Origin of the sequence: Chthonomonas sp. (assembly GCA_016788425.1) — a bacterium.
In the GTDB taxonomy this organism is placed as follows: domain Bacteria; phylum Armatimonadota; class Fimbriimonadia; order Fimbriimonadales; family Fimbriimonadaceae; genus JAEURQ01.
Genome location: JAEURQ010000002.1, coordinates 776,542 through 800,124 on the forward strand (window position 1 = coordinate 776,542; position 23,583 = coordinate 800,124).

General features: G+C 56.6%; 18 protein-coding genes. 15 read left to right on the top strand and 3 right to left on the bottom strand.

Translation table 11 applies throughout. The features are described from left to right. The first annotated feature begins 52 nt into the window (after positions 1-52). From hppD to JNJ45_05840, 11 genes are all read left to right on the top strand, one after another. Positions 53-1,147: a 4-hydroxyphenylpyruvate dioxygenase gene (gene hppD / locus JNJ45_05790; protein ID MBL8048176.1), complete on the top strand. Its 1,095-nt coding sequence runs from the start codon at positions 53-55 to the stop codon at positions 1,145-1,147. A 151-nt stretch (positions 1,148-1,298) separates the two neighbouring features. Then, the gene (locus JNJ45_05795; GenBank protein ID MBL8048177.1) at positions 1,299-5,216 is read left to right on the top strand and encodes an RHS repeat protein; all 3,918 of its coding nucleotides are present in this window, start codon (positions 1,299-1,301) and stop codon (positions 5,214-5,216) included. 2 nt (positions 5,217-5,218) lie between these two features. After that, on the top strand, positions 5,219-6,085 hold the full coding sequence (locus JNJ45_05800; GenBank protein MBL8048178.1) for a hypothetical protein: 867 nt from the start codon (positions 5,219-5,221) through the stop codon (positions 6,083-6,085). Between the two features lie 1,991 nt (positions 6,086-8,076). Continuing rightward, positions 8,077-8,544 carry a hypothetical protein gene (locus JNJ45_05805; GenBank protein MBL8048179.1) on the top strand — a complete coding sequence of 156 codons (468 nt, stop codon included), beginning with the start codon at positions 8,077-8,079 and terminating at the stop codon, positions 8,542-8,544. Positions 8,545-8,765: 221 nt separating this feature from the next. Continuing rightward, positions 8,766-8,990: a hypothetical protein gene (locus tag JNJ45_05810; GenBank protein MBL8048180.1), complete on the top strand. Its 225-nt coding sequence runs from the start codon at positions 8,766-8,768 to the stop codon at positions 8,988-8,990. Between the two features lie 60 nt (positions 8,991-9,050). Next, the gene (locus tag JNJ45_05815; GenBank protein ID MBL8048181.1) at positions 9,051-9,506 is read left to right on the top strand and encodes a hypothetical protein; all 456 of its coding nucleotides are present in this window, start codon (positions 9,051-9,053) and stop codon (positions 9,504-9,506) included. Between the two features lie 150 nt (positions 9,507-9,656). Then, positions 9,657-10,049: a hypothetical protein gene (locus JNJ45_05820; protein ID MBL8048182.1), complete on the top strand. Its 393-nt coding sequence runs from the start codon at positions 9,657-9,659 to the stop codon at positions 10,047-10,049. 177 nt (positions 10,050-10,226) lie between these two features. Next, positions 10,227-10,574: a hypothetical protein gene (locus tag JNJ45_05825; GenBank protein MBL8048183.1), complete on the top strand. Its 348-nt coding sequence runs from the start codon at positions 10,227-10,229 to the stop codon at positions 10,572-10,574. Between the two features lie 37 nt (positions 10,575-10,611). Further along, positions 10,612-11,148: a hypothetical protein gene (locus tag JNJ45_05830; protein MBL8048184.1), complete on the top strand. Its 537-nt coding sequence runs from the start codon at positions 10,612-10,614 to the stop codon at positions 11,146-11,148. A 112-nt stretch (positions 11,149-11,260) separates the two neighbouring features. Next, a complete protein-coding gene (locus JNJ45_05835; protein MBL8048185.1) occupies positions 11,261-11,698 on the top strand; it encodes a hypothetical protein in 438 nt (145 codons plus the stop codon). Positions 11,699-11,851: 153 nt separating this feature from the next. Next, on the top strand, positions 11,852-12,388 hold the full coding sequence (locus JNJ45_05840; GenBank protein MBL8048186.1) for a hypothetical protein: 537 nt from the start codon (positions 11,852-11,854) through the stop codon (positions 12,386-12,388). A 222-nt stretch (positions 12,389-12,610) separates the two neighbouring features. Here JNJ45_05840 and JNJ45_05845 read toward each other — a convergent pair whose 3' ends face one another. Beyond that, entirely contained in the window at positions 12,611-16,198 is a 3,588-nt protein-coding gene (locus tag JNJ45_05845) for a DNA polymerase III subunit alpha (protein MBL8048187.1), read from the bottom strand. A gap of 99 nt (positions 16,199-16,297) precedes the next feature. On the opposite strand from JNJ45_05845, the gene JNJ45_05850 reads away from it, so the two are divergent. Together JNJ45_05850 and JNJ45_05855 are read left to right on the top strand one after the other, a co-directional pair. Continuing rightward, a complete protein-coding gene (locus tag JNJ45_05850) occupies positions 16,298-17,509 on the top strand; it encodes a DUF1385 domain-containing protein (protein MBL8048188.1) in 1,212 nt (403 codons plus the stop codon). After that, positions 17,496-19,091, top strand: a complete 1,596-nt coding sequence (locus tag JNJ45_05855) for a hypothetical protein (GenBank protein ID MBL8048189.1) — start codon at positions 17,496-17,498, stop codon at positions 19,089-19,091. The genes JNJ45_05850 and JNJ45_05855 overlap by 14 nt, the downstream gene beginning before the upstream one ends. Before the next feature lie 52 nt (positions 19,092-19,143). Here the strand turns inward: JNJ45_05855 and JNJ45_05860 are convergent, their stop codons facing one another. Next, on the bottom strand, positions 19,144-19,359 hold the full coding sequence (locus JNJ45_05860) for a hypothetical protein (GenBank protein MBL8048190.1): 216 nt from the start codon (positions 19,357-19,359) through the stop codon (positions 19,144-19,146). A gap of 144 nt (positions 19,360-19,503) precedes the next feature. Here JNJ45_05860 and JNJ45_05865 point away from each other — a divergent pair, with 144 nt between their 5' ends. Continuing rightward, a complete protein-coding gene (locus JNJ45_05865; protein MBL8048191.1) occupies positions 19,504-20,049 on the top strand; it encodes a hypothetical protein in 546 nt (181 codons plus the stop codon). Beyond that, positions 20,039-20,731, top strand: coding sequence for a hypothetical protein (locus tag JNJ45_05870; GenBank protein MBL8048192.1), 693 nt, complete (start codon positions 20,039-20,041; stop codon positions 20,729-20,731). The genes JNJ45_05865 and JNJ45_05870 overlap by 11 nt, the downstream gene beginning before the upstream one ends. Before the next feature lie 48 nt (positions 20,732-20,779). Here JNJ45_05870 and JNJ45_05875 read toward each other — a convergent pair whose 3' ends face one another. Continuing rightward, on the bottom strand, positions 20,780-23,497 hold the full coding sequence (locus tag JNJ45_05875) for a pyruvate, phosphate dikinase (GenBank protein MBL8048193.1): 2,718 nt from the start codon (positions 23,495-23,497) through the stop codon (positions 20,780-20,782). Positions 23,498-23,583 lie beyond the last annotated feature (86 nt).

Below are 23,583 nucleotides of genomic sequence, written 5' to 3' on the forward strand. Positions count from 1 at the left end.
CCGCTTGCACGGGGGAAATTGGGGTTGCACCAACTAGCACTAGGAGCAACTCATGAGTCAAGAGCAAGACCTTTTCCCGATCCGTCGGGTTGATCACGTTCAACACTACGTAAACAACGCCCGACAATCGGCGTTCTACTACCAACAAACCTTCGGCTTCAACATCCGGGCCTTCTGCGGCCTGGAAACCGGCAGCCGCGACGAGGTGGGCTACATGCTGGAGCAGGCTGATCTGCGCCTGCTGTTCAGTGCGCCGCTGCGTCCGGGTCACCCCATGGCCAACGCCATTGCCGAGCACGGCGACTTTGTCCGCGACATCGCCTTTGAGGTCGACGACGTGGACTGGGCCTACAAAACCGCCGTCGAGCGCGGGGCCGAAAGCGCCTATGAACCCTACAACATGGAAGACGAAAACGGCTTTGTTCGCCGCGCCGGGGTGAAAATCTACGGCAACGTCATTCACACGTTCCTCAATCGCGACAACTATAAGGGCCGATTCTTGCCTGGGTTCCGCGACGAAGACGAGCCCGGCGACAGCATCGGCATTGTCGAAGTGGATCACTGCGTGGGCAACGTGGAGCTGGGCAAAATGAACTATTGGGTGAAGTGGTACGAGGATGTGCTCGGCTTTAAGAACCTGATTAGCTTTGATGACAACGACATTTCGACCGAATACACGGCGCTAATGTCGAAGGTGATGGCCAGCGGAAACGGGCGCGTGAAGTTCCCGATTAACGAGCCCGCCGCCGGCAAAAAGAAATCGCAGATTGACGAGTATCTGGAGTTCTTTGGCGGCGCCGGCGTGCAGCACGTGGCCATGCGCACCGACGATATCATCTACACGGTTTCGCGGTTGCGGGCGCGCGGCATTCAGTTTTTGAGCGTGCCAAAAACCTACTACGATGTGCTGACCGACCGCGTAGGCGAGATTGACGAGGACCTGGCGGTGCTCGCCGACCTCGGCATTTTGGTGGACCGCGACGACGAGGGCTATCTGCTTCAGATTTTCACGAAGCCGATCACCGATCGCCCGACGCTGTTCTACGAGATCATCCACCGCAAGGGCGCCAAGAGCTTCGGCAAGGGCAACTTCAAGGCGCTGTTCGAAAGCATTGAGCGCGAGCAGGCTCTACGCGGAACCCTGTAGGTTCGTCGCTGGGTTTGGTCGAGGGGGAGCGGAGACTTGTCTCCGCTCCCCTTATTTTGACCCTTAGCAGAAAGTTATAAGAAAAATATAAGAATCGTAATATGCCCTTGTTTCTGCAAAATTCTGTCGTTATACTGCGCTTAGGTGTCCTATGATTGCCGGCAAATTTGCTTTCACTGTTAGTCTGCTTGTTTCCACCGCGCTTGTCGCACAAAGTGCGCTACCCGCGTTTCTGCAGAGTCCTTCAGATGAGGGTTATGACCTGCGGGAGTTTGAAACGCCGGGCACTCCTGGACCACTGCAACCATTTAGCGGCGAAACGCCGCGAGTGACGAACGCACCGCGACCTAGCACACGTGACACTGTTCTTCGCGGAGGACGCTATACGCCGGCACAAATTGATAACCTTGAGGCAGCCATCCGCCTGAAGCGCCTGGTTTACGGCGACGAGGGCAGCGGATTCGTGATTGCTTCCATGGCGCTCGGCTTCACAATGGCTTACCCGGGCCAAAACGGAAATGGAGGCGGCGGTTACCCGGGCGAAAGTATCGTCGGCGGGTGGAACTCGCAAAACGGCAACAAACTCACGGAAGTCAACGTTGTTAGCTGGAGTGCGCGCGGCAACACGGGCATTGATCTGACTCTCTTTCACAACTCATCAAGTAGCGATTTAGGGCTGTTTGGGGAATCTTGGACGTCTACCTACGAGACGATCATTCTCACGAGCGGCACCAGTCGGATCGTAAAGTACGCCGACGGCTCTTCGATCATCTTCACATCCGGTGGGGGCGGTAGCTATGTTGCGCCAGCCGGTTGCTTCGACACGCTCAGTTACAATAGTGGCACCAGCAAGTACACGTTACTGAACAAAGATCAGAGTTCGATGACGTTCAACAGCAGTGGCTTTCTTACGTCAATGCAAGATCGCTCCGGCAACGCCGTGGATGTCACCTATTCTTCGGCTCCGATGATTGATCGAGTCACCGATGAGAGTGGGCGCTACCTAGAATTTAGCTACAACGGATCAAGCTGCGTTGACTTAGTGGAAGACAGCACAGGTCGAGAGTGGATAATTGACACAACCGGCAAGGTCCTGAACTCAATCCAGTACCCGGCGATCAAGTCAGGCTCGCATACCGACGCCTTTACTTACAATGGGGCGAACCAAATCACAGCCTGGACGGATAAGCGCGGCTATGATTGGCTGTTTACCTATGATGGGAGCGGCCGACTTGCAACCGAAGAAGATCCGACGGGCGTCGTTGAAACGTACAGCTACAACCAAACCGTGACGATCGGCGGTTCCTCAGTGAATGGATGTACGGTCATCACCGACGAAAACTCAAAAACCAGGGCCTTCGCCTACGGCACCTTTGGCAGCATTTCAGCGGTTCAATATGAGAAAGATGAGGCCAACTACTATACCGAGTACCTCACCTACAACACCAACTACCTACCGCTCACGATGAACGATGAGCGCGGGAAGACTTGGACTTACACTTGGGATAGTGCTGGCAACCGCCTCACGCTCAAAAACCCGTTAAACCACACCTGGACCTATACCTACACTGCGAAAAATGACATTGATACGATCACGACTCCGTTGAGCAAAGTCACAGACTACGGCTACAACGGTTCCGATCTGGTCAGCCAAGTCAAGGATCCGATGAATCGGTACACGTACTTTGACTATGACGCCTACGGGCAAATTGACAAGGTTACTGACAATGATTCGGAAGACGTAGATATCACGCGGAACTCGAATGGAGATGTTACGGCGGTACAAAACCAGCTGAGCATCACCACGACGGTGGGCTACGACTCGCTGGGTCGTTTGACGAGCGAAACGTTGCCCGAATCGCGCGGCGATACGTACGACTATGACGACTGGGGGAGAATTGAGACAGTCACCCACCAAGACAACACGACGGTCGAGTTTGAATACGATGCCGAGGACAATGTCGTCTCCGTGACCAATGAGCGTGGGAAGATTACTGAGCACGAGTACGACGCGGCTGGTCGATTGACCGAAACAACCAACGCGAATGCGGAAGTCGAAACTTACGTGTATGACAATCTTGGACGGCTGTCCACGGTGACCAACGCTAAAAGCGAAACGCGGACCTATGCCTACACAGACCGCCACGAATTGTATAGCCTCACCATGCCCGACTATGCCAGCGGCAAAAAGGAGTGGTATGGCTACGATGGAAATGGCAACGTGGTCAGCAAAAAGAATCCGCTTGACCAGATCACGTACTACACGTTTGATGATGCCAACCGGCAAACCGCGGTGGACTTTCCCACCGGGAACGATGCCACGTTCTCCTACGATAACGACAACCGATTGACGAGCACCTGGGACAACTCAGGCACAACAACCATTCAATATAACGACGCGTCGCAAGTGACCAGTCACGCTGGGCCTAATGGCACTCAAACCTATACGTACGACACGCTGGGTCGTCGAAAGCGAACCAACATGTCAGGAGTCGGCTCCGGCTACATGGAGTACAGCTACGACACCGGTTCGCGAGTGACTGGCATCTTGGATACCGATAGTCACAGTACAAGCTTTGAGTATGACGATGCCAACCGCCTAACCAAGCAGACATTTGGGAATGGGATGTGGACGACGTTTACCTATGACGATAGGGACCGGCAAACCTCTGCCAAGCATTACAAGGCTGGCCCAACGCTCGTCTCCGAAGAAACCTATTCCTATGGCTCCAATGGCAATCTTGATTCTGCGGTCAAGAACGGCACGACCACAACGTACGGCTACGATGACATTGACCAGCTTCTGCATGAAACCATTTCTGGTGATTGGAAGCAGGAGTACAGCTACGATGCGAACGGTAACCGGGCGAGCTTCAAGCTCAGTGATTGGGTTTCGGGTGCTTGGAGCACGCTTCAAAACGATTCCTACACATATGGAGTCGGCGATCGTCTGACGGCGGCGGGCAGCAAGACCTTTTCTTACGACGGTTGCGGCCGGATGAAAACGGTAACCGTGGGCGGGACGTTGCAACGCACCTACCACTACGATTACCAAGATCGCCTAATCACGACTCAATATCCCGACGGTACAGGAACCTCGGATACTTACGTTTACAACATCTTCAACTCGCGCACCAGGCTCACGCTCAATGGAACGCAGTGGAACTTTCGCCGCGATGGACTCAGCGCAACTGCGCCGGTCTTGCAAGATGCAACCTCGAGCACAACAAATACTTATGTGCCTGGCGTTTCGCAAAAGCAAGGTTCGACGAAAAAGTACATGGGCCCCGACCGCATGGGTTCGGTTTCGCATGAGTTTGATTCGTCTTCGAATACTTCGTACACGGCTGACTTCGACGCTTTTGGGCGAGTAAAATCGTCAACTGGTTCGACAACGAATCGCTTTGGCTTCGCCGGTCAGTGGGGCTATCAGTCAGACCCGAGCTCGGATCTGCAACTACTGGGCAATCGCTACTACGACCCCAGCATTGGCCGCTTCATCACGCGCGATCCGATCAAAAGCGGGCGAAATTGGTTTACCTATTGTGGCAATCGTCCGCTCAGATCTGTAGATCCATTCGGTTTGTTTCCACAGCATGGGCAGTTCTTGCCATGGCTAGAGAAGTTGCTAGGGCAAGAAAGGGATCCGGCTAACAAAAAGGTTTTGAAAGACGTGATCCGAAAGTATAAGACAGATAAGGGATATCGGGATAAAATGCACGACAGAAAACACGCGTACTTAGGCGGAGGCGATGAAGATGATGACGAACCTAGACCACCAGGTGGTGGTCGTCATAATCCGAACCTCAAGCCAAGTGAACTTCGGCAGTTGATCGCTGACATGGAGCCAAACCTTGACGCAGAGATTCCTGCAACTGATCCAGGAGATCCCATAACCGATCCGCAGGGCGACCAGGGCCTCGTTGATCCCCAAAAATTGTTGATTGGAATAGGTGTTGGAGCACTGGTGATCGCCGGCGCCTTAGCCCTTGCCCCAATCGCCGGTGGTGCAGTCGTGGTTGGTGGCGCATCGCGCCTGCTTGCGCCCGCTGTGCTTGCGGTTCTATAATTGTGAAGTCAAGGGTGATATCTTCTGAGATTTTCAACGAGGTAGTGCGTGAATTTGCTGGGCTGCACTGGAGCGGTCTTAAGGGTATTGGGCCATCTTGGTGCTTGGGTTTCAGTAGTGACGGTACCGACCAGCATTCCGGGAAGATCAGTACCGATGGGCATGCTTTTCTTCTAGATGCTCGTAATCAGGCAATCTTGCTCAATTCGGCAGGCTCCTTGCGCTCAGAAACTTGGGAGGCGCTCAGAGCTGTTTGGCATGATCGAAGAACTGCGTTGCGTTCGATTAGCTTGGACGCACACTTTAATGTGCTCATCGTCCTGGATGGTGGTTACCGTGTGTTCCTTCCAAATCTTGGGCCGGTATCAGATGTAGCGGCGATGATCAGCTCACCCAAAACTTGCATGGTACTAGAGCCACATGGTCGACTCGCCTCACTCAGAGCCGCACCGGTAGATTGGGATCAGGCGCAAAGAACAGAGTTTCCTTTACAGCCCACCGCGCGCGAAGCCTGGTTGGACCTGCAACGCCTGGTGGGTAACACACTCACGGACTTGTTCGTGGGAGGTGAGCAACTGAAACTCCATTTCCGCGGTGGTTCGGGGCAGCGGTCTGTCGTTTCCCTACCACCATTTTGGTTCCTTTGTCGGCGAAAAACCGTCATCGTACATAGCGCTACGAATTGGCTGGGCCGCGACGACTCTCCAAAGTTTTGGGACGCAATGAGAGACGGACTCAAGGTGAAAAGCGTTTGTGTGCTTCATGATCAGTCGATCTCACTGCAACTTTCCAAGGGCTACCACCTTTATGCTCTCAAAAACGCATGTGAATCCGAACCCATTTGGTCGGTGGCAAGCAGAAGCTCATGAAAGGTTGGTTGTAAGCGTAAGGGTTACACAAGAACATGTCGTGGTTTAACTCATTATTGCCGAACTTCGAATTGTTGTTTCTCAGTGAGGTGCTCTTATGCTTGATCCGTAGGCCCCGGATGGTAGTCCCGGTGATGATTCTGCGCAGTGCATCTGTACTGCCGCTGATCCTGGTGGTGCCCAGGCTCTGTTGCTCTCGTCACTCGCCGGCCCGTTTGGTCGAGGCGACCCCACCCTTTGCGCGCGCTGCTATTCTTGTCGCAGCCTCAGCCCCCGTCTGGGCAAAGCGACTAGCGCAAGCGTAGTCGCGCGGGCGTGGCAAGTGGGCAGACGGGGGCGCATGTAAGAGAGTTGTAAAAACCTCGTCTGGAACTTGCTGCGCCACAACTCTGTTGCTATACTGGCTATAGGTGGAGCGCGTTGCCGAACGATTCCATATACGTATGGCGCTGCCGATCGGCCCGAAACTGCACAAAGAATGTCAGCCCAAGGAAGCGGAAATACCTTTTGAACAACCACACTGGTAACCCAATTGCATCTGCTTGCGCTGCCCATACGGACAGCAATAGTCCGGGTGGCACAAGCAGAGTGCGATGTAAGCCGCTTATGGCTTTTGCTCTGTTTGTACCGATCTTGATAGCTGGATGCGCGAACCAAAGTGAGCATGAACCGGGGACAGTGCGGGAAAATCAGAGATACGCGTTACGTTCACGTGTAGACTTTGAAGAGCAATACTTCTTGATGAAGCTAGCCATGATTGCAAGAAGGGAGCGAGAGGGTCCAACGTTTTACGACGCCGTCGAATTGCTTGGTCAACTCCCTTCCAACGATAGAGATTCTATTGTGTTGGAATCGGCGCTAAAGCCTATAATTCTCAAAGAATCACCAAGCCTCCTCGCATATGCACTTAGGGGTACTACGAGTCAACCTGGACTAGATGCGCTAGAAGAACTATTAGCTCAAGACAAAAAGCCTTATGATCCCGGTCTCATATTTGCTGTTGGAATGGCCATCAGAAAGTACGAAGGGGAACGATATAATGCTATTCGCGAGAAACTTCAACAAAGATGGCAAGCTTCCTCTCGTCGGAACGAGCCGCTTCCAGGAGCGCTTCGACCACCAAGTTACAAGCGTTCATCGAACTGATTCTGTGGAAGTGACATGTCATGCTTAGTTTTCTTCCGAACGGAGAGCTCTTGTTCTATGGAGCAATGCCTTTGGCATTCTGCTATGTGGAGGTCGCAATTGTTGGCATCTACTTGCTGTGTGCGCCCGTCCTGCAGCTCACCTATGAACTGTTAATGCTTGGGCCTAAGCGGGGCAAGAACCTTGGAGGTCTCACTGTTGCTGTTTTATGGTTCTTTCTATGGTTGCAACCGGTCCGCATGGATTATTCATTCTTGCTCCCCAACTTGCTCTTGCTCTATCTTGCCAACTTCTTTTCTTGGCGATGGCTGCTGCGGCGCCTGAAGGAAGATCGAAAACCACACCGTGTAGAATGATAGTATGACACTTATGACATCGGTCCAAGACCGCGCTGATTGGCCCACTCGCCTTAAGCAGCTTGCGAAGAACCTCCCTTTTGTGGTTCTTGCCACGGTCTATCAATGTGCGGATTGGGGTGCTTATGAATCCATAACAAGATATATTCCTTTAGGCTTCTATGATGGAGAAGGGCCCCATCCATTTCTGCCATTTAATTGGGAACACCTCGTGCCGATGCTCTTCCTGCTCTCTTTTGCTTCAATTGCGATCCGAGTCAGCCGGACATTGTGGGTGGTTTCCCTTCTGTCACCGATTATTGCAATCTTGGTGATACAAAGGGAAATCCCTCTCGTACCGCTTTGGTATCTCACACCGGCATCCCTGGTGCCGATAGCAATTTTAGCGATTAGAGCGCGGCAACAAAAGGTGAGCTCTCGGCCGGACAATGACCTGGCCAGGACAAAGCTGTGAAAATACCTAGCGTAGCGCTTGTGACCCTCTTGTGCTTGTCGCAGCGAATCTCTCTTGCTCAAAGCAACAGTCAGGACATTATTGCTTCATTGAGAAAGAAGGGATACATTGTCAAACCGAAGAAAACACAAGGAGCGACCAGCTTTTTTGTCTACGAGAAATCGAACAAAAAGCACTTGATTACGATCACACTGTTCCACGGCAAGGTCAAGGAGACTGAGGTTAAGCAAGTTATCCTCGCATATCGCAAAGATATGGTCAACGGCTCCAGATTGGTGAGCGAGATAAAACCATACAAAGTGGGACGCACAACAGTTTCAAGTTGGATGATCAATTTCAGCGCGAAGAGGTACGATAGCCCTCTGTTCGTTACTTCCTACCTGTTTGTAAACGAGACTGCGATCGAGGCGACATTCCTTCACGGAAAGAATAAGATGATGAGCCAACCTCAGCGGGAGATTCTGAATCGACTACTGACCTCGTTCAAAAGTTCTGGAAAATGAAAAGTAGATATCTTACGAAGGATAAAGCTATTGCCCACTACCAGACATTCAGTAGGGATGGGTTGAGGGCGAAAAGCTAGGTCAGGAATATGGGGTGGTTTAGTTCATTTTTGCCGAATTTCGAGTTGCTGTTCCTCAGTGCTGGGCTCATCTGCGTTGTCTTAGGGCCAGGGATGTTGTACCTAGTGATGATTTTGCTCTCTACATCAATACTGCCGTTGATGCTGGTAATTTGGAAAGCTCTGCGCGGGAGAGGCTTTCGCTGGGCTGAATGGTTGCTCGCGGTGTTTATCTTCTTCAGTTGGCTTCAGCCTTATGTGCCTCAAGACCCGTCGTTCCTCCTGCCAAACACGTTGCTCCTCTACTTAGGAACCATACTGGCTTTCACCTACATTTCGAAAACCACAAACTGGTTTAAGAAGTCGTCCAAGCAAAGCGAGGTATAGCAACTTGCTGCAAAACTCCAAGCTTACTCCTACGCTGAGAAAGGTATTCTCACTGAGCTAATGTGGTCAAAGGTCGAAGCCATATTGTTGTGGGAGGTCCTCGCCCTTGGACTTCCTTACCTCTGGTTTGCTCGGTCCCTCCCCAATTGGAAGTTTGGACTACTCTTGGTTGCGGTAGCCGAGGGTCTGGCGGTGCATGTCAACGAGTGGAGCCCGATCCACGTCTCAACAATGGACGACGGCAATGCTATTGTGATCTTTGTGATGCGGTGGTTGGCACTCCTTCTCGCAACGGAGGTTGTTCGACTGCTCGATCAGCAAAGTAGGAAACTGGTTCTGTCCTTTAACGTCGTGTGTCTAGTGGTAAGCATCTTACTTTTTGTCTACAGCCGAATGAACATGCCAGTCTCGCTCGCGGTTCTGGGAGCATTTCCGCCCTTGCAACTTTTCGCTCCGATTATTGTTGTGGTTGCGTGGATGACACTACTGGTGCGCCGGGTGCAGAAAGCGGCGTGACGAGTCACGCATTCAGGGTAGTGGTTTGAAGCAGATTATAAAATGTTGACTTCGCTCACCGATGTGCGGCAACAGGTGTTGCCGCGGCTACTTAATAAGCCTCTCCTCGAGATTAGGCGACCACTCTTTTGGACCTTTGACTTTTCACCGTTGACTGATGAGAGTGGTGCGGATGTCGAGATTTGGGATGCCGTGACTGCGCACGCGCCATGTCTCTTCACCCACCGCCTAGAGCCCATCATCGCGTGTTATCAGCCAGTTTGCTCGCGCCAGCGCTGGAGCGCGATGCAGAAGCGAATTGATCGGCGGCGCATATGGATTCAGGAAATTGTCATCACGGAAGACTACAGTTTGACAGTGCGAATGACCGAGGACTATCAGCTGTCCGTGCCCGCGATTTCGTCGCCCGAGCACGGGGATATCTTTTGGGTTATCTACGTTGGAGTTGGTGAATCGCTGATGTGCACGTCGGAGAATAGAAAGCCCGAGTTGTTGCACTTTGACGGAACCGGCGAGTACACGGTTGTGAACATGGGGGACTGATGCTAACCGGATCATTCGAATTCTGGGATGTTGTTACTTACGCCAGCCTCAGCCCCCGTCTGGGCAAAGCGACTAGCGCAAGCGTAGTCGCGCGGGCGTGGCAAGTGGGCAGACGGGGGCGCAAAGGAGTACCTTCTGGGAACTTGGGACTTGCCGCAGTTGTTGCTATACTGCGTTATGAGGAAGTGGAGTTGCCTTATTGCGGTCCTTGTCACCGGCGCAATCTGCGTTGGCCTCATGCTCGCCGACCGCAATGCTCGCGAGCGAGTTCTCATTGAAGGCGTTGCCAATGTCAACAAAGTCTATGGACCTCAAGGATTTCGCGTCGAAAGCTGGAATGTCCTCTCTCGCTCCGCTATCTCGTTTCTCATCACGCGTCCATCGAGATATCAATATGGCTCGGACGGAGGTTTGTTCGTGCTGTTTCGCGCTGGTCGGGGATTCGCTGGAGTCCCGGTGGTTGCCGCTGGCAGGTTGGACGAACTCAGCGAAAAGGACTTCTTCTTCGAGAACACGCCGAAGTGAGGACCGAGGCTGGAGACTAGATGACTGGAGAAGACCCTTGACCCTCGAAACTTGGCACGGCGAAGAAGCTTACAACCGGGTCACCGACATTCTAACGAGAATGATTGGCCAGCCCTTGGTTGACGTCTACAAAGGTATTTACCATCGGTATTTTGACATGGGCGAATATGTGCAGTGCATTGGCCGTAAAGGGCGACAACAAGGCATCAGCGATTACGGAATATCATCAGGTTATGAATTTGATTTTCATGGACCGAACGGACTGTTGATCGAGGCATGGGAAACCGTAGGTACCGATGAGGATTGGGATCACCTGTTCGCCCTTACTGATGCCAAAAGAATTCGCATGCAGAGCTTTCGATTGGAGAAAAACTTTTCGCTCACAGTAGAGTTTGATCACGGCTATAGGATAGAAGCGACATTTCCCAATAAGTTTGAGAAAACTATCCATGTGTACCATTTATTCTTCTTAAAGGATAATCGTCAAAGATTTGTTGTGAGCCACAATAATGGCGTCACAGCGCTGGAAAAACTTAAGACCTCCTGGGTTCCGATATCCCCCGCCTCGGAATGAGCAGACCGGGGGCGCAAAGGAGGCTCGCACCCAGGAACCGGTATGTTCTCCTCCCTGTTACACTACAAACAAGCGGTCGTAAAAGTGACCACGACAAAGCTCGGAGCTACGCATGGAATTTGATTGGGGACTGACATTGTTCGAGGTCGCGACGGCGATCCCGCTGGTGTTCTTCTTCCTCCGCAAAAAGGTTCGCCCGTGGGCGTTCATTCCGCTCTGGCTCTTGCTAGAAGAAATTCTCACCATCGCGTTTGTGGTCACGAAAGACTCGCTGCCCCCGCCCGACGACATGACCTACCCGTTGGTCGCCATGGCGCGTGTCATCCTCTCCTACCTGCTCATGATTCCGCTTACGCTTAAACTCCATTCGCTGGCTCGTTTTCGCAAACCGCTCATCGCCATAACAGTCGTCTTCTCGGCAATCTCGTTAGTTCTTGTGACCTTCGGTCAAGAACCGCTGCTGATCCGGCTTCCATTAATCTATGCCGTCGGCGTGTTGCTGGCCGTCACCGCGGGCTGGTTATTCTTGCGCTTGGCCACCGAGGAATGAACGGCCCCGCCGCAGCCTCAGCCCCCGTCTGGGCAAAGCGACTAGCGCAAGCGTAGTCGCGCGGGCGTGGCAAGTGGGCAGACGGGGGCGCGTTTCGCACCAAACCAACGCGCGCCACCAGCCATTTCAGTCGTTGCTCGCGTCTCAAACTGTATGGAATCGTCAAAGGGTATCAACCGAGCACTCGCGACGGTTGGACTTGGGGTCATCAGCGGCATCGTGCTAGGCATCATTACGAACTGGTTCAATGGGTCGCTGTCGCCGTCCTACTTTGCGTTCTTGTTCGATCTCGATACGGGCAACATGCCAGAGTTGGCAATCGCTCAGGGAATGATGGAGGGCGCGATGATCGGCGGCGTGCTGGGCGTAGTGGTCGCCACCATTGTGCTGCTACTGACCAAAGGCGAGGCCAACCTCCGGGTGAATGTTCGGCTTCTCCTATCCATCGTCTTCCTGGCCCTTTCCGCGTGGGTTATCGGCGGGGCGATTGGCGTGGCCATCGCCGCGGTCAGCCCGGATTTCTATTCCTACTACGGTTCTCAACATGAATCTCGAACCGGAGTCATGGCCTTTGCCTGGGTGGGCGGCTCCATCCGCGGTATCGAAGTCGGCGCAATTTTGGCCACGCTGTTGGCCTGCGCAAACTTCTGGGTTCGGCACGATCGCGCGGTCGAGCCAGGTTCGGCGTAGAATCGGCGCAACGATCGAAGCGGCTGACGACTGGGAGTTTGCCGGGTCGTACATTCTCACGGTTCTGGCCTGCAATTGGGATATCAAGATCGTGGACGCGCGCGGCGACTTTGTGTGGCACTTCAGCCATGACGAATTCGGCAGTGTTGCGAGCCGCACGCCAGAACTCCACGCTAGATCGCTCGAAGTGCTTCGGCACAATTCGAATCTGTTTCAGCTACGCTAGCTGCCGGCCGCACTCGGCCCAAGATCAAACGGAGCGTCTTCGTCGCCTTCCGATGGCGCGAACGGACGCGTTTCGTCGGGCGCTTTGAACTGGTTCTCCTGCACCTCCAGCAGCGCGCCGGGAATGCAGTTGCCCACGCGCTTGCCCAGGTCGCGTAAAGCGCCATCAATCCGCGACTGCAACACAATCGGGGCGTAAGCACCAATGTCGCCCACCTGCAACACCACCGCGTAGTCGCCCGGAATCGCGCGAATCACCTCGCGCAGCTCGCGAAGCTGGTCGGGGCGGGCGCGGCGAATGCGAATGCGGACCTGGCCGACCTCCTGGTCGCCGTGCTCCATCTGCACGTCCGGCGCGTGCTCCAGCGGCGAAATGTCTTCCACCCGAATCTCAAGCTGCTTTTCCGCGCTGTTCCCAAACCGCTCGCGAACCGTCAACGCGCCGCGAACCACAACCAGCGCGTCCTTGACAATCTGGTCGCGCAACTTGGCATAGGTTTTGGCGAACACCAAGCACGGCGCCTGACCATGAAAATCCTCGATCAAGAAGCTGGCCATCTTTTCGCCGCTCTTCGTCGTGCGCACGCTCAGCCCGGTAATAATGCCGGCAAACTTCACCGGCGCGGTGTCGTCCAGATCGCCGAGCTGCCCGGTATTGTGCGAGCTGAGCGTGGGCAACACATTCTCAAGCCCACGCAGCGGGTGGTCGCTCACATAAACGCCCATCACCTCGCGCTCCAGGGCCAGAATCTCGGCTCGCCCATAGGGGTCTTGGTCGGGCAAGGGCGGGTGCGAGGAGCCGCCGGTGGTGGTTGGCTCCGGCTCGCCGAACAGGGAATCTTGCCCAGCTTCCTTGTCCCGCAAGGCGTTCTCCGCGTAGGAAAGCGCTACCTCCACCGAGGCCATCAGCTTACGGCGGTTGGTGTCGATGCTCGTGAGGGCGCCCGCCTTGATCAGCGATTCCAGCGCCCCGCGATTAAGGCCAAACGCCTTGGTGCGCTCGCAGAAATCATAGAGGTGGTTGAACGGGCCGTTCTCGTCGCGCTCGCCCAAAATGGCTTGCACCAATCCGACGCCAACGCCCTTGATGGCGGCCAAACCAAAGCGGATTACGGCCTTCGGCGCTTCTTTCTTTTTCTTGGTGTTGACCACCTGTTCAATGGAAAACGCCGACCGCGAAAGGTTGATGTCGGGTGGGAGGACACTGATTCCCTGGCGGCGACTTTCCTCGACGAAGGCCGTCACTCGGTCTTCCTTATCGCTGTACACGCTCAGCAGCGCGGCCATGTATTCCACTGGATAGTGCGCCTTGAGCCATGCGGTTTGGTAGGCCAGCAACGCGTAACACACGGCGTGCGCCTTGTTGAAGGCGTAACCAGCAAAGGGAAGCAGCAGCTCCCAAACCTGGGCCGCGGCCTCGGCGGGGATGTCGCGGGCGGCCGCGCCATCCATAAACTCAACGCGCATCTGCTTCATCGCGTCAATGTCCTTCTTTCCCATCGCGCGGCGCAGCACGTCGGCCTTGCCCAGGCTAAACCCGGCCATGGCCTGCACGAGCTTGAGCACTTGGTCTTGGTAAACGATGACGCCGTACGTTTCGCTAAGAACCGGCTCCATCGAAGGGTGCAGATAGTCCGCCTGCCGGCGACCAAACTTGGTGTCCACGTAGCGCGGAATGTGCTCCATCGGGCCGGGCCGATAAAGCGCGACCATGGCCGCGAGTTCCTGCACCGAACGCGGTTTGAGCTCGATGATGTTGCGGCGCATACCGCCCGATTCAAGCTGGAACACACCAATTGTCTCGCCGCGACTGAGCATCTCAAAGGTCGGCGCGTCGTCGAGCGGCATCTTCGTGGCGTCAATCGCCTTGCCGGTGGTCAGCTCGATATACTCCGAGGCGCGGGCCAGCACTGTGAGGTTGCTCAGGCCCAAAAAGTCCATCTTGAGCATCCCGATTTTCTCGAGAATGCCCATTTCAAACCCGGTGACGGGCATGCCATCGGCCGAGCGGTAAAGCGGAATGTATTCGGCCAGCGGATCGCCGCTAATGACCACGCCCGCCGCGTGAACTCCGGCGTGGCGCGCCGTGCCTTCGATTTCCTTGGCAACATCCACCAGGCGCGACACGCTTGGGTCGTTTTGCACCATGTCACGGAACTCGTTGGACTCCTTTTGCGCCTTAGTGAGCGTCATTCCGGGGATGTTCGGAATGGTTTTGCAGATGCGGTCGGTGTCCTGCGGGGCGTAACCCATCACGCGGCCGGCGTCTTTGATCGCGGCGCGGGCGCCCAGCGTCCCGAACGTGATGATCTGGGCGACGTGGTCCTGGCCGAATCGCTGAACGACGTAATCAATGACTTCCTGCCGCCGCGCGTCCTCAAAGTCCATGTCGATATCCGGCATGGAAATGCGCTCGGGGTTGAGGAAGCGCTCAAACGTGAGGTCGTATTTCAGCGGATCGACGTCCGTGATGCCTATGCAGAAGGAGATGAGGGAGCCCGCCGCCGAACCGCGCACGCCATAAGCAATGCCCGACTCGCGAGTGAAGTTCGCAAACTCCCGCACCAGCAGGAAGTAGTCCTCAAACTTCGTGCTCTCGATGACTTGCAGCTCGTAGTTAAGCCGCTCCCAAGCTTCGTCGTTGAGGGTTTCCACGCGGGTCTTGAGACCCTCTTCGGCCAGGTGCCGCAGGTAGCCGCTGGAATCCATGCCGCCTTCGAGTTTGGGTTGCGGCATCGGCGCGCGCATTTTGCCGAGGTCCACGTCGCACATCTCCGCAAACATTGCGGTGTTCTCAATGGCCTCGGGATGGTCGGGGAATAGCGCGGCCATCTCTTCGCCCGACTTGATATAGAATTCGTCGGTTGAGAACTTAAGGCGCTTCGTGTCGTTGAGCATCGCGCCCGTACCGATGCACAACAGCACGTCGTGCGCGGCGTTGCTTTCGCGGCACAGGTAGTGGGCGTCGTTGGTGGCCACGAGCGGCAACTTCAGTTCGTGAGCAATCTTGATCAGGCCCTCGTTGCACTTGTGCTGCTCGGGCAGGCGGTGATCTTGCAACTCAACAAAGTAGCTGCCTTCGTCGAAAATGTCGCGGTACATCGCCGCGCGCTCCTTGGCCTCGTCGTAGCGATCTTCCAGCAGAAGCTGGTTGACTTCGCTGCCTAAACAGGTGGTCGAGCCGATGAGGCCGCGGGCGTGCTCGCGCAGAAGCTCGTGGTCAATGCGCGGCTTGTAATAAAACCCTTGGAGGGCGGCGATGGTGTGGAGACGGCAGAGGTTGCGATAACCCTCAAGATTCTTGGCCAGCAGCAACAGGTGGTACGTCTGGTTTTCCTGACGGCCCTCCCGCAAAAGGTGGCCGTTTGGCGCGACATACGCCTCCATGCCCAGGATCGGCTTGATGCCCTGCTTGCGGCATTCGAAGTTGAATTCCATCGCCCCGAACATGACGCCGTGGTCGGTGATCGCTAGCGATTCTTGACCCAACGACTTCGCTCGGGCCACCAATTCCGGAATCTTGTTGGCGCCATCCAGCAGGCTGTATTCCGTGTGATTGTGAAGGTGGACGAAGCTTTTGCACATAAGGCGAGGGGCAGAGTTGAGACGCGCCGAGGCCGCGAAACGACCCTTTGATTTTGGCGCAAAACGAGGGGGATTGGCGCTAGCGGGTACCCTTCCACCGTGCCCGAAAAGGAGAATCTTAGTTACGGTGGCCAGGCCATTATCGAAGGAGTGATGATGCGGTCGCCCAAGCACTACGCGGTGGCCTGCCGCGCCCCCAATGGCCAGATAGTGGTGGACACCGAACCGGTGGAAAAAACCTGGATTGGCCGTCAAAAATGGCTGATGATTCCGTTTCTGCGAGGCACCTTCGCGCTACTCGATTCGATGTTCCTTGGGCACAAGGCGATGAACTTCGCCGGGGCCGTGCAGATTGACGAGCGCTACCAGCCGGAAGGCAAAGAGATAGAGGAGCCGAAACCACCGAGTTGGACCTTGCCGCTCATCTTCCTGGTTGCTTCAATCATCGCGATCATCTTTATTCCGGGCGACAAAACCTTCGCGCGAGTGGTGGCGATTGGCGCCGCCGTGACTAGCCTCATGGCGATTCCGCCGATCCGCGCTCGCATGGGCCGCGCCTTTGAGAGCGTCGCCGTGCCGATGGCGATGGTCATCGGTCTCTCGGTTGGGTTCCTTATCTTCGACTACCTGCCTCAGCTTGTCGCCGAGGCGGCGGGACGTCGAGTCAAGTTGTCGCCGACCGGGATGAACTACTTGGCCGAGATCGTGAAGGTGGTGATCTTCATTGGCTACCTGGCCGCGATCGCCAAGTTGGAAGCCGTCAAAGAGTTGTTCAAGTACCACGGAGCGGAGCACAAGGCGATCAACGCGCTGGAACTTGATCGCCGCGTGAACGTGGAAACGAGCGGCGCGCAAACCCGTCTGCACCCGCGATGCGGAACCAGTTTCATGATCATCGTGCTGTTCGTCGGGTTCATCTTCATGCCGCTCATCCCTAGGTATCCCTTTGGGCATCCGCTTGGCCACACCGCGCTGGACGCGCTTGTTCGTTTTGGCATCGTGCTGTGCTGCCTGCCGCTCGTCGCGGGGATCAGCTATGAATTGCTCAAACTCGCCGGAAAGTACCGCCACAAAAAGTGGGTGAGCGTCGCCTTTGCGCCCGGGCTGTTTAGTCAGCGCGTTCTTACTACCGTGGAACCCGAAACCAAGCATCTGGAAGTCGCGGTGGCCTCGCTCCAGGCAGTCATGATCGCCGAGAAGACGGGCGCTCTCACCAAGACGGCTCACTGGGATAACTTTGTCAAGCCGGATGACGTTGAGGTGTTGGACTCCGCCCACGCGAACGAGCAATCGCCCGATGAGCTGGTCTAGCGACCTGCCCGAAATTCCCCTGGAGGCCAAGCTCGCGCGCTTGGCCGAGCCCGCGGTGCAAGAAGCGCCCGCGCAAACCACCGTGTTGGAAGGCGGCTTGCGGGTGACCTGGCGGCGGCAGCGCATCAACATGGACACGGGCAACATCGTGTTCAGCGGCGGCGTGCGCGCTGAATACGGCCCGACCGTGATCGAGGCGGCCGAGCTTGAGATTTGGAACGAAGAAACGCGCGGCGAAGCGCGTGGCCAAGTGGTCGTCACCGACCCCGAAGGCGAGCTGCGCGGCCAATCGTTCAAGTTCAACTGGAAAGAAAAGTCGGGGAGCGCCAACAACGTCTCAATCATCATCAACCGCGTGCGGGTCCGCGCAAGCAGCATCTTGATTACCGAAGGGAAGTGGCTGCTGCGAGATTTCTCGCTCACCACGAGCAAGTCGCGTCGCCCCGACCTGGCCGTGTCGGGACGAGAATTCGAGCTCACGCCCGGCAAGTCGGGCCGTATCCGCCGCCCGAAAATCACCTTGTTCGGCCAGAACATTAGCGTGCCATTCACGCTCCCGATCGCGCTGGATCGCCGGGTGGAAGGACTGCGCCTACCGACCGTCGGTTTCCGCAAAGGCGATGGCGTGGGCCTGACTTGGTTCAGTGGTGTGATTCTCAGCGAACGCGCTTTCACCCCCGAGCGGCGCGGTCCGCTCGGCGCCCTGCAACTCACCAGCACCCTCAGCGCCGATTTCGGCATCTTCCCAACTTCGTACCCGACCTACTCGGCGACGCTGGTCACCAGCACGCTGCGCCCCTCGGCTGATACCGGGCTAATCAAGCCGCTCTCGGATATCGACGAACGTTTCCGCCAAAGCCCGATGGAGAGCGTGCTGTCGCGCGGATTTTCCAGCGAGGAGCGGCCCTTCCGCAATTCGCGGTACACCGCCGCGCTAGGCTTTGCCTACAACCAGCAGACCAATCAGCGCGTGGTGGAATCGGAGCAGGTGAGTCGCCGCGCGGAGCTCACCCTGGAGCACGCGCAACGTCTGGGCACAGGTGGCTGGCTTAACCAGTTGCGCATTCACGACATCCGCGACGACTCAGCAAAAAGCTTCCGTCCGCGGGCGGTGATGACATCCGGAATCGTTTCTGGAGCATTGCCTTTGGGACGACTTACTCTGCGCGGTCGCGCGGACGTGTTGGGAACGCTTGGCGGCGGCACCAACGGCTTTGGCTGGGCTCGTGGCGCGGTCACCCTCACGCTTCCGGTGGTGCCGGGAGTTTCGCTGAGCGGCCAGTATGTCACGGCCTCGGAATTCGGCACTCCGGCCCTGCTGCTCGATCGGCTTTATGATCGCAACGGATTTCGAGCGCGTCTGGATTACAAGCTGGGCCCGACCACGGCCAGCTTGCTCTACAAATACAATTTCGACCGCCGCCAGTGGACGGACACGGAGTTCTCGCTGGCGTGGGTGGCGGGCTCTTATGAGCCGTTCATCGCGAGCCGACTCGACCCCAAGACATTTGTGTTCGGCGTGCGTGTAAGGTTCGAAGACATCGCCCAGCGGCTCTCGTCGCGCTCGGTCAAACGAAAATAAGGCGAGGCCACTACGACCTCGCCCTTGCTTTGGAGCTCCTCTCAAACCGCGGCTAGGCGGCTCGCTGTTGCTGGTCCTTCTGCTCAGTGATGCCTTTCACGCGGTCCAGCCGAATATCACCAATGTTGGTGATGAGGCAGGGCCCGTAAAGCGGAATGAAGTTCACATCGAACACTTCCGCCGTGTCATGAATCGTCTCCCCTTTGCGATTCGTGTACGCGACGTCGACGATGAGGCCGACAAATTCCTTTGCATCCGAGATAAGCATGTTGTTTTCCTGGAGTCTCGACCCAGCCGATCGGGACTTCGCTTCCGTGAATTCTATTCCCGCAATTCGCTCCGCTGAGCCTGGTAATCGTGACGGAATCTTTGCGGCCTTGCGTTCCTGGAGCATTCCGGTTTACAATGCAGTGTGCAAAGGCGACACATTCTCATCGGTTTGGCGGCAGTTTTAACTCTGCCCAGATGCGAACCAGATCGGACCGAGGTCCTCAACGTCGCCCGACCCATGGTGTGGCGGGGTCCGCAACGAGCGGAGATTGACTTTGCGCCTAACGATTGGGCGATTGTCCTGCAGTACGGCGCGTCCTATTCGCTGATTCAAACCCATGCCGACGGCACCCTCGCCGAGGGTAACTGGTACGCCGAGAAAGGTCGGATCGTTAATGGTCACTACATCGCTCCGCATGGCCAGGTGTTTATGGATGAGGACTTGCTCACCTACACGCCTTCCGGTCCAGACAGTTTGGATGGCTATGAGGTCACCAACACGTACCGGATCGTCCTGAGCAATCGCACGGAGTTGCCGATCGATAAGCGCTCGCTCGGTTGCCGCTTGGAGCCGCTGCCCGCCAGCGGAACCATTGCGATTCCGGTGGCCGGGAGCGAGCTTGGCGACGGTCAGCAGTTGGAGGACCGCTTGCTTGCTCCGATGCCGTTTTTCTCCGGTGTCCATTGAGCCCTTCTCGCGAAGCCTCGTGATTACCGCCCAGCCTTTTGAACCCGGCGAGCGCGCACGGCAAGGCTCACCTAGAGGAACCCTAGCTCCGATTAAGGCGAAGATTGCCGTTGTCGCAGTAACCACGAATCAGTTGCCGCTTGACCTGAGCGACGACCACCCGGCTCCGCAGAATCCTCTGGTCGTGGGCATTGGGCAGGGAAGTATCGCCACCCGATCCATCTCGGCCAAGATGACCGCCCCGACAAACACCGGCGGATGGTCCGTGATCTACGCTCAACCGACGGTGAAAGAAGTCATGTTCGAAGGCGTGTCCAACTTGGGTTCGGTCCCCTTCCAAAAAGCTTGGCAAGAAACTGACGCCCGCGCCAAAGCCGCAAAGTGGTTGGCCGATCGCGGAATCACGAACCTAGCTGAAACCCACTTCGAGCCGGGCCAACGGTACTCACTGAGTGCAGATAGCCTACGAGTGCGCGAGATCAAGCGCGCAACATACTTTCTGAATGGCGAGTCCGCCCAGCTCCCGATCAATCAGCAGCGGATGTACCTGCGCTACGTGCGGCCACGCCCGCTGGCCCTGCTGCCCTACTTCGGCGGCAACTGGTCTTGGGGCCCGGATGGGCTCATGTATGAGGAGAAGGAACACAATTCTCTCTGGGAGTCGAGAATCCTCACTCGCTAGCAAAAATTGCCCCCGGTCAAACCGACCGGGGGCAACTTACTTTCCGACTTACTTGTCGAGCGTGACCTTCACGCGCTCATTGATGCTCGCTTGCGCGGCGGCAAGTCGAGCGATGGGCACGCGGAACGGCGAGCAACTCACATAGTCGAGGCCCAGCGCGTGGCACAGGTAGATCGACTCGGGGTCGCCACCGTGCTCGCCGCAGATGCCGCACTTGAGGTCGTGGCGGACTTCGCGACCGTCGGCCACCGCCATCTTCATCAGCTTGCCGACGCCGTTCGGGTCAATGGTCTCGAACGGATTGTGCGAGAGGATCTTGTCATCCACGTACTTCGTGAGGAACTTGCCCTCCGCATCGTCGCGCGAATAGCCAAACGTCATCTGCGTCAGGTCGTTGGTGCCGAACGAGAAGAACTGCGCGTATTCGGCGATCTCGCCGGCGGTAAGGGCCGCTCGCGGAATCTCAATCATCGTTCCGAACAGGTACGGAATGTCCACTCCTTGTTCCGCGATGACTTGCTTGGCCGTCGCTTCCAACAGACCTTGCACCACGCGCAACTCGTTGACCGTGCTGACCAGCGGAATCATGATCTCGGGGAAGACTTGCTTGCCTTGCTTCGCGAGCTTGGCCGCGGCTTGCAAAATCGCGCGCGTTTGCATCACGACGATGCCCGGCATGATGATCGAGAGGCGCACGCCGCGCATGCCCATCATCGGGTTCATTTCGTGCATCGCGTCCACCTCGGTGAGCAGACTTTGCTTGGCCTTCAATTGACCCTTGGCGTGGTCGTTCGTCGGCTGCAGACCGATCTGGGTCTTCAGCGAGGCGACTTCCTTGGCGAGTTCTAATTGGCTCGGCAGGAATTCGTGCAGCGGCGGGTCAATTAGGCGGATCGTCACCGGGCGGCCTTCCATGGATTCGAAGATGCCTTCGAAGTCGGCTTGTTGGAAGGTCAGGAGCTTGTCGAGGCACGACTGGCGCTCGGCTTCGTCCTTGGTGAGGATCATTTCCTGCACGATCGGCAGTCGCTCAGCCTCAAAGAACATGTGCTCGGTGCGGCAAAGGCCAATGCCTTGCGCGCCGAACTCAATGGCTTGCTTCGCGTCGCGCGGGTTGTCGGCGTTGGCGCGCACCTTCAGGCGGCGCACGTCGTCGGCCCAGCTCATCAACTCGCCAAAGGAGCCGCTGACTTCGGCTTCAATCAGCTTGAGGCTGCCCAAGTACACCGCACCGGTCGAGCCGTCGAGCGTAATCAGGTCGCCTTCCTTAATCGTGTGGTCGCCAACCTTAAAGTAGCGGGCGCTCACGTCCACGTGGAGCGATTCCGCACCAGCAACGCAGGGGATGCCGAAGCCGCGCGCGACAACCGCCGCGTGCGACGTCTTTCCGCCGCGAGCCGTCAACACGCCTTGCGAGGCGAGCATGCCCTTCACGTCGTCGGGATTGGTTTCTTCGCGAACCAGCACGACCGGCTTACCGGCACCACCGCGACCGAGTTCTGCCGCGCGATCGGCGTCGAACACCGCGATTCCGACGGCCGCGCCTGGCGAGGCCGGCAGGCCCTTGGCCAGCTGCGTAGCGGCGTCCATGACGCTCGGATCAATGCGCGGGTGGAGAAGTTGGTCGAGGTGCGAACCGGTGACGCGAAGCAGAGCCGCGTCGCGGTCAATCAGGTTCTCGTGAACCATGTCCACGGCGATCTTCACCGCGGCCGGGCCGGTGCGCTTGCCCGATCGGCATTGAAGCATAAACAGCTTGCCGTGCTCAATCGTGAACTCAAGGTCTTGCATGTCCTTGTAGTGCGCTTCCAGCAGGTCGCACACGCGGACGAACTCGTTGTAAACCTCGGGATTTTGCTTTTCCAGTTCGCTAATGGGCACCGGAGTGCGCACACCGGCGACCACGTCTTCGCCTTGCGCGTTCATCAGATACTCGCCGAAGAGCACCTTTTCGCCAGTCGAAGGGTCGCGGGTAAACGCCACGCCCGTGCCGCAATCTTCACCGGCGTTGCCGTAGACCATCGACTGGATGTTGACCGCCGTGCCGATTTCGTCGGGAATCTTTTCCGTGCGGCGATAGATGATCGCGCGCTCGTTGTTCCAGCTGCGGAAAACGGCTTCGACGCTGAGGCAAAGCTGCTCCCACGGATCGGTGGGGAAGTCGCGGCCCGCATTCGCCTTAACGTGCGCCAGAAAGAGGTCGCAGATTTCCTTGAGGTGGGCGGCGGTGAGCTCGAGGTCGTTCTTCGCGCCGACTTTCTCCTTGTACGCCTGGAAAATGTGGTTATCAAAACCGTGCTTGCTGATGCCGAACGACACGTCCGAGAACATCATGATAAAGCGGCGGTAGCTATCATAAACAAACCGCTCGTCGCCGGTTTCGGCAATCAGAGCGGCGACGGTTTCGGGGTTCAAACCGAGGTTGAGGACCGTGTCCATCATGCCCGGCATCGAGAACTTGGAACCCGAGCGGACCGAGACCAGCAACGGGCGGTTGGTGCCGCCAAAGGTGCGACCCATGTTCGTTTCCATCGCCTTCATCGCGGCTTCCATTTCGGAGCGCAGACCGGCGGGGAGCGTCTTGCCCGATTGGTAGTATTCGGTGCAGACTTCAGTGGTGATCGTAAATCCCGGGGGGACGGGAAGGCCGATGTTGGACATTTCGGCGAGGTTTGCACCCTTGCCGCCGAGAAGGTCGCGCATGGTGGCATTGCCTTCGTTAAACAGGTAAACGCGTTTCGTGCTCATAGGAGATTCCGTAAGCATCCCGACAACGCTGGCGAGATGAAGCGAACACCGCATTTTACCCGGCGAGTGGGTTCAACTTCACCCTGCAAACTTGCCCAAACCGG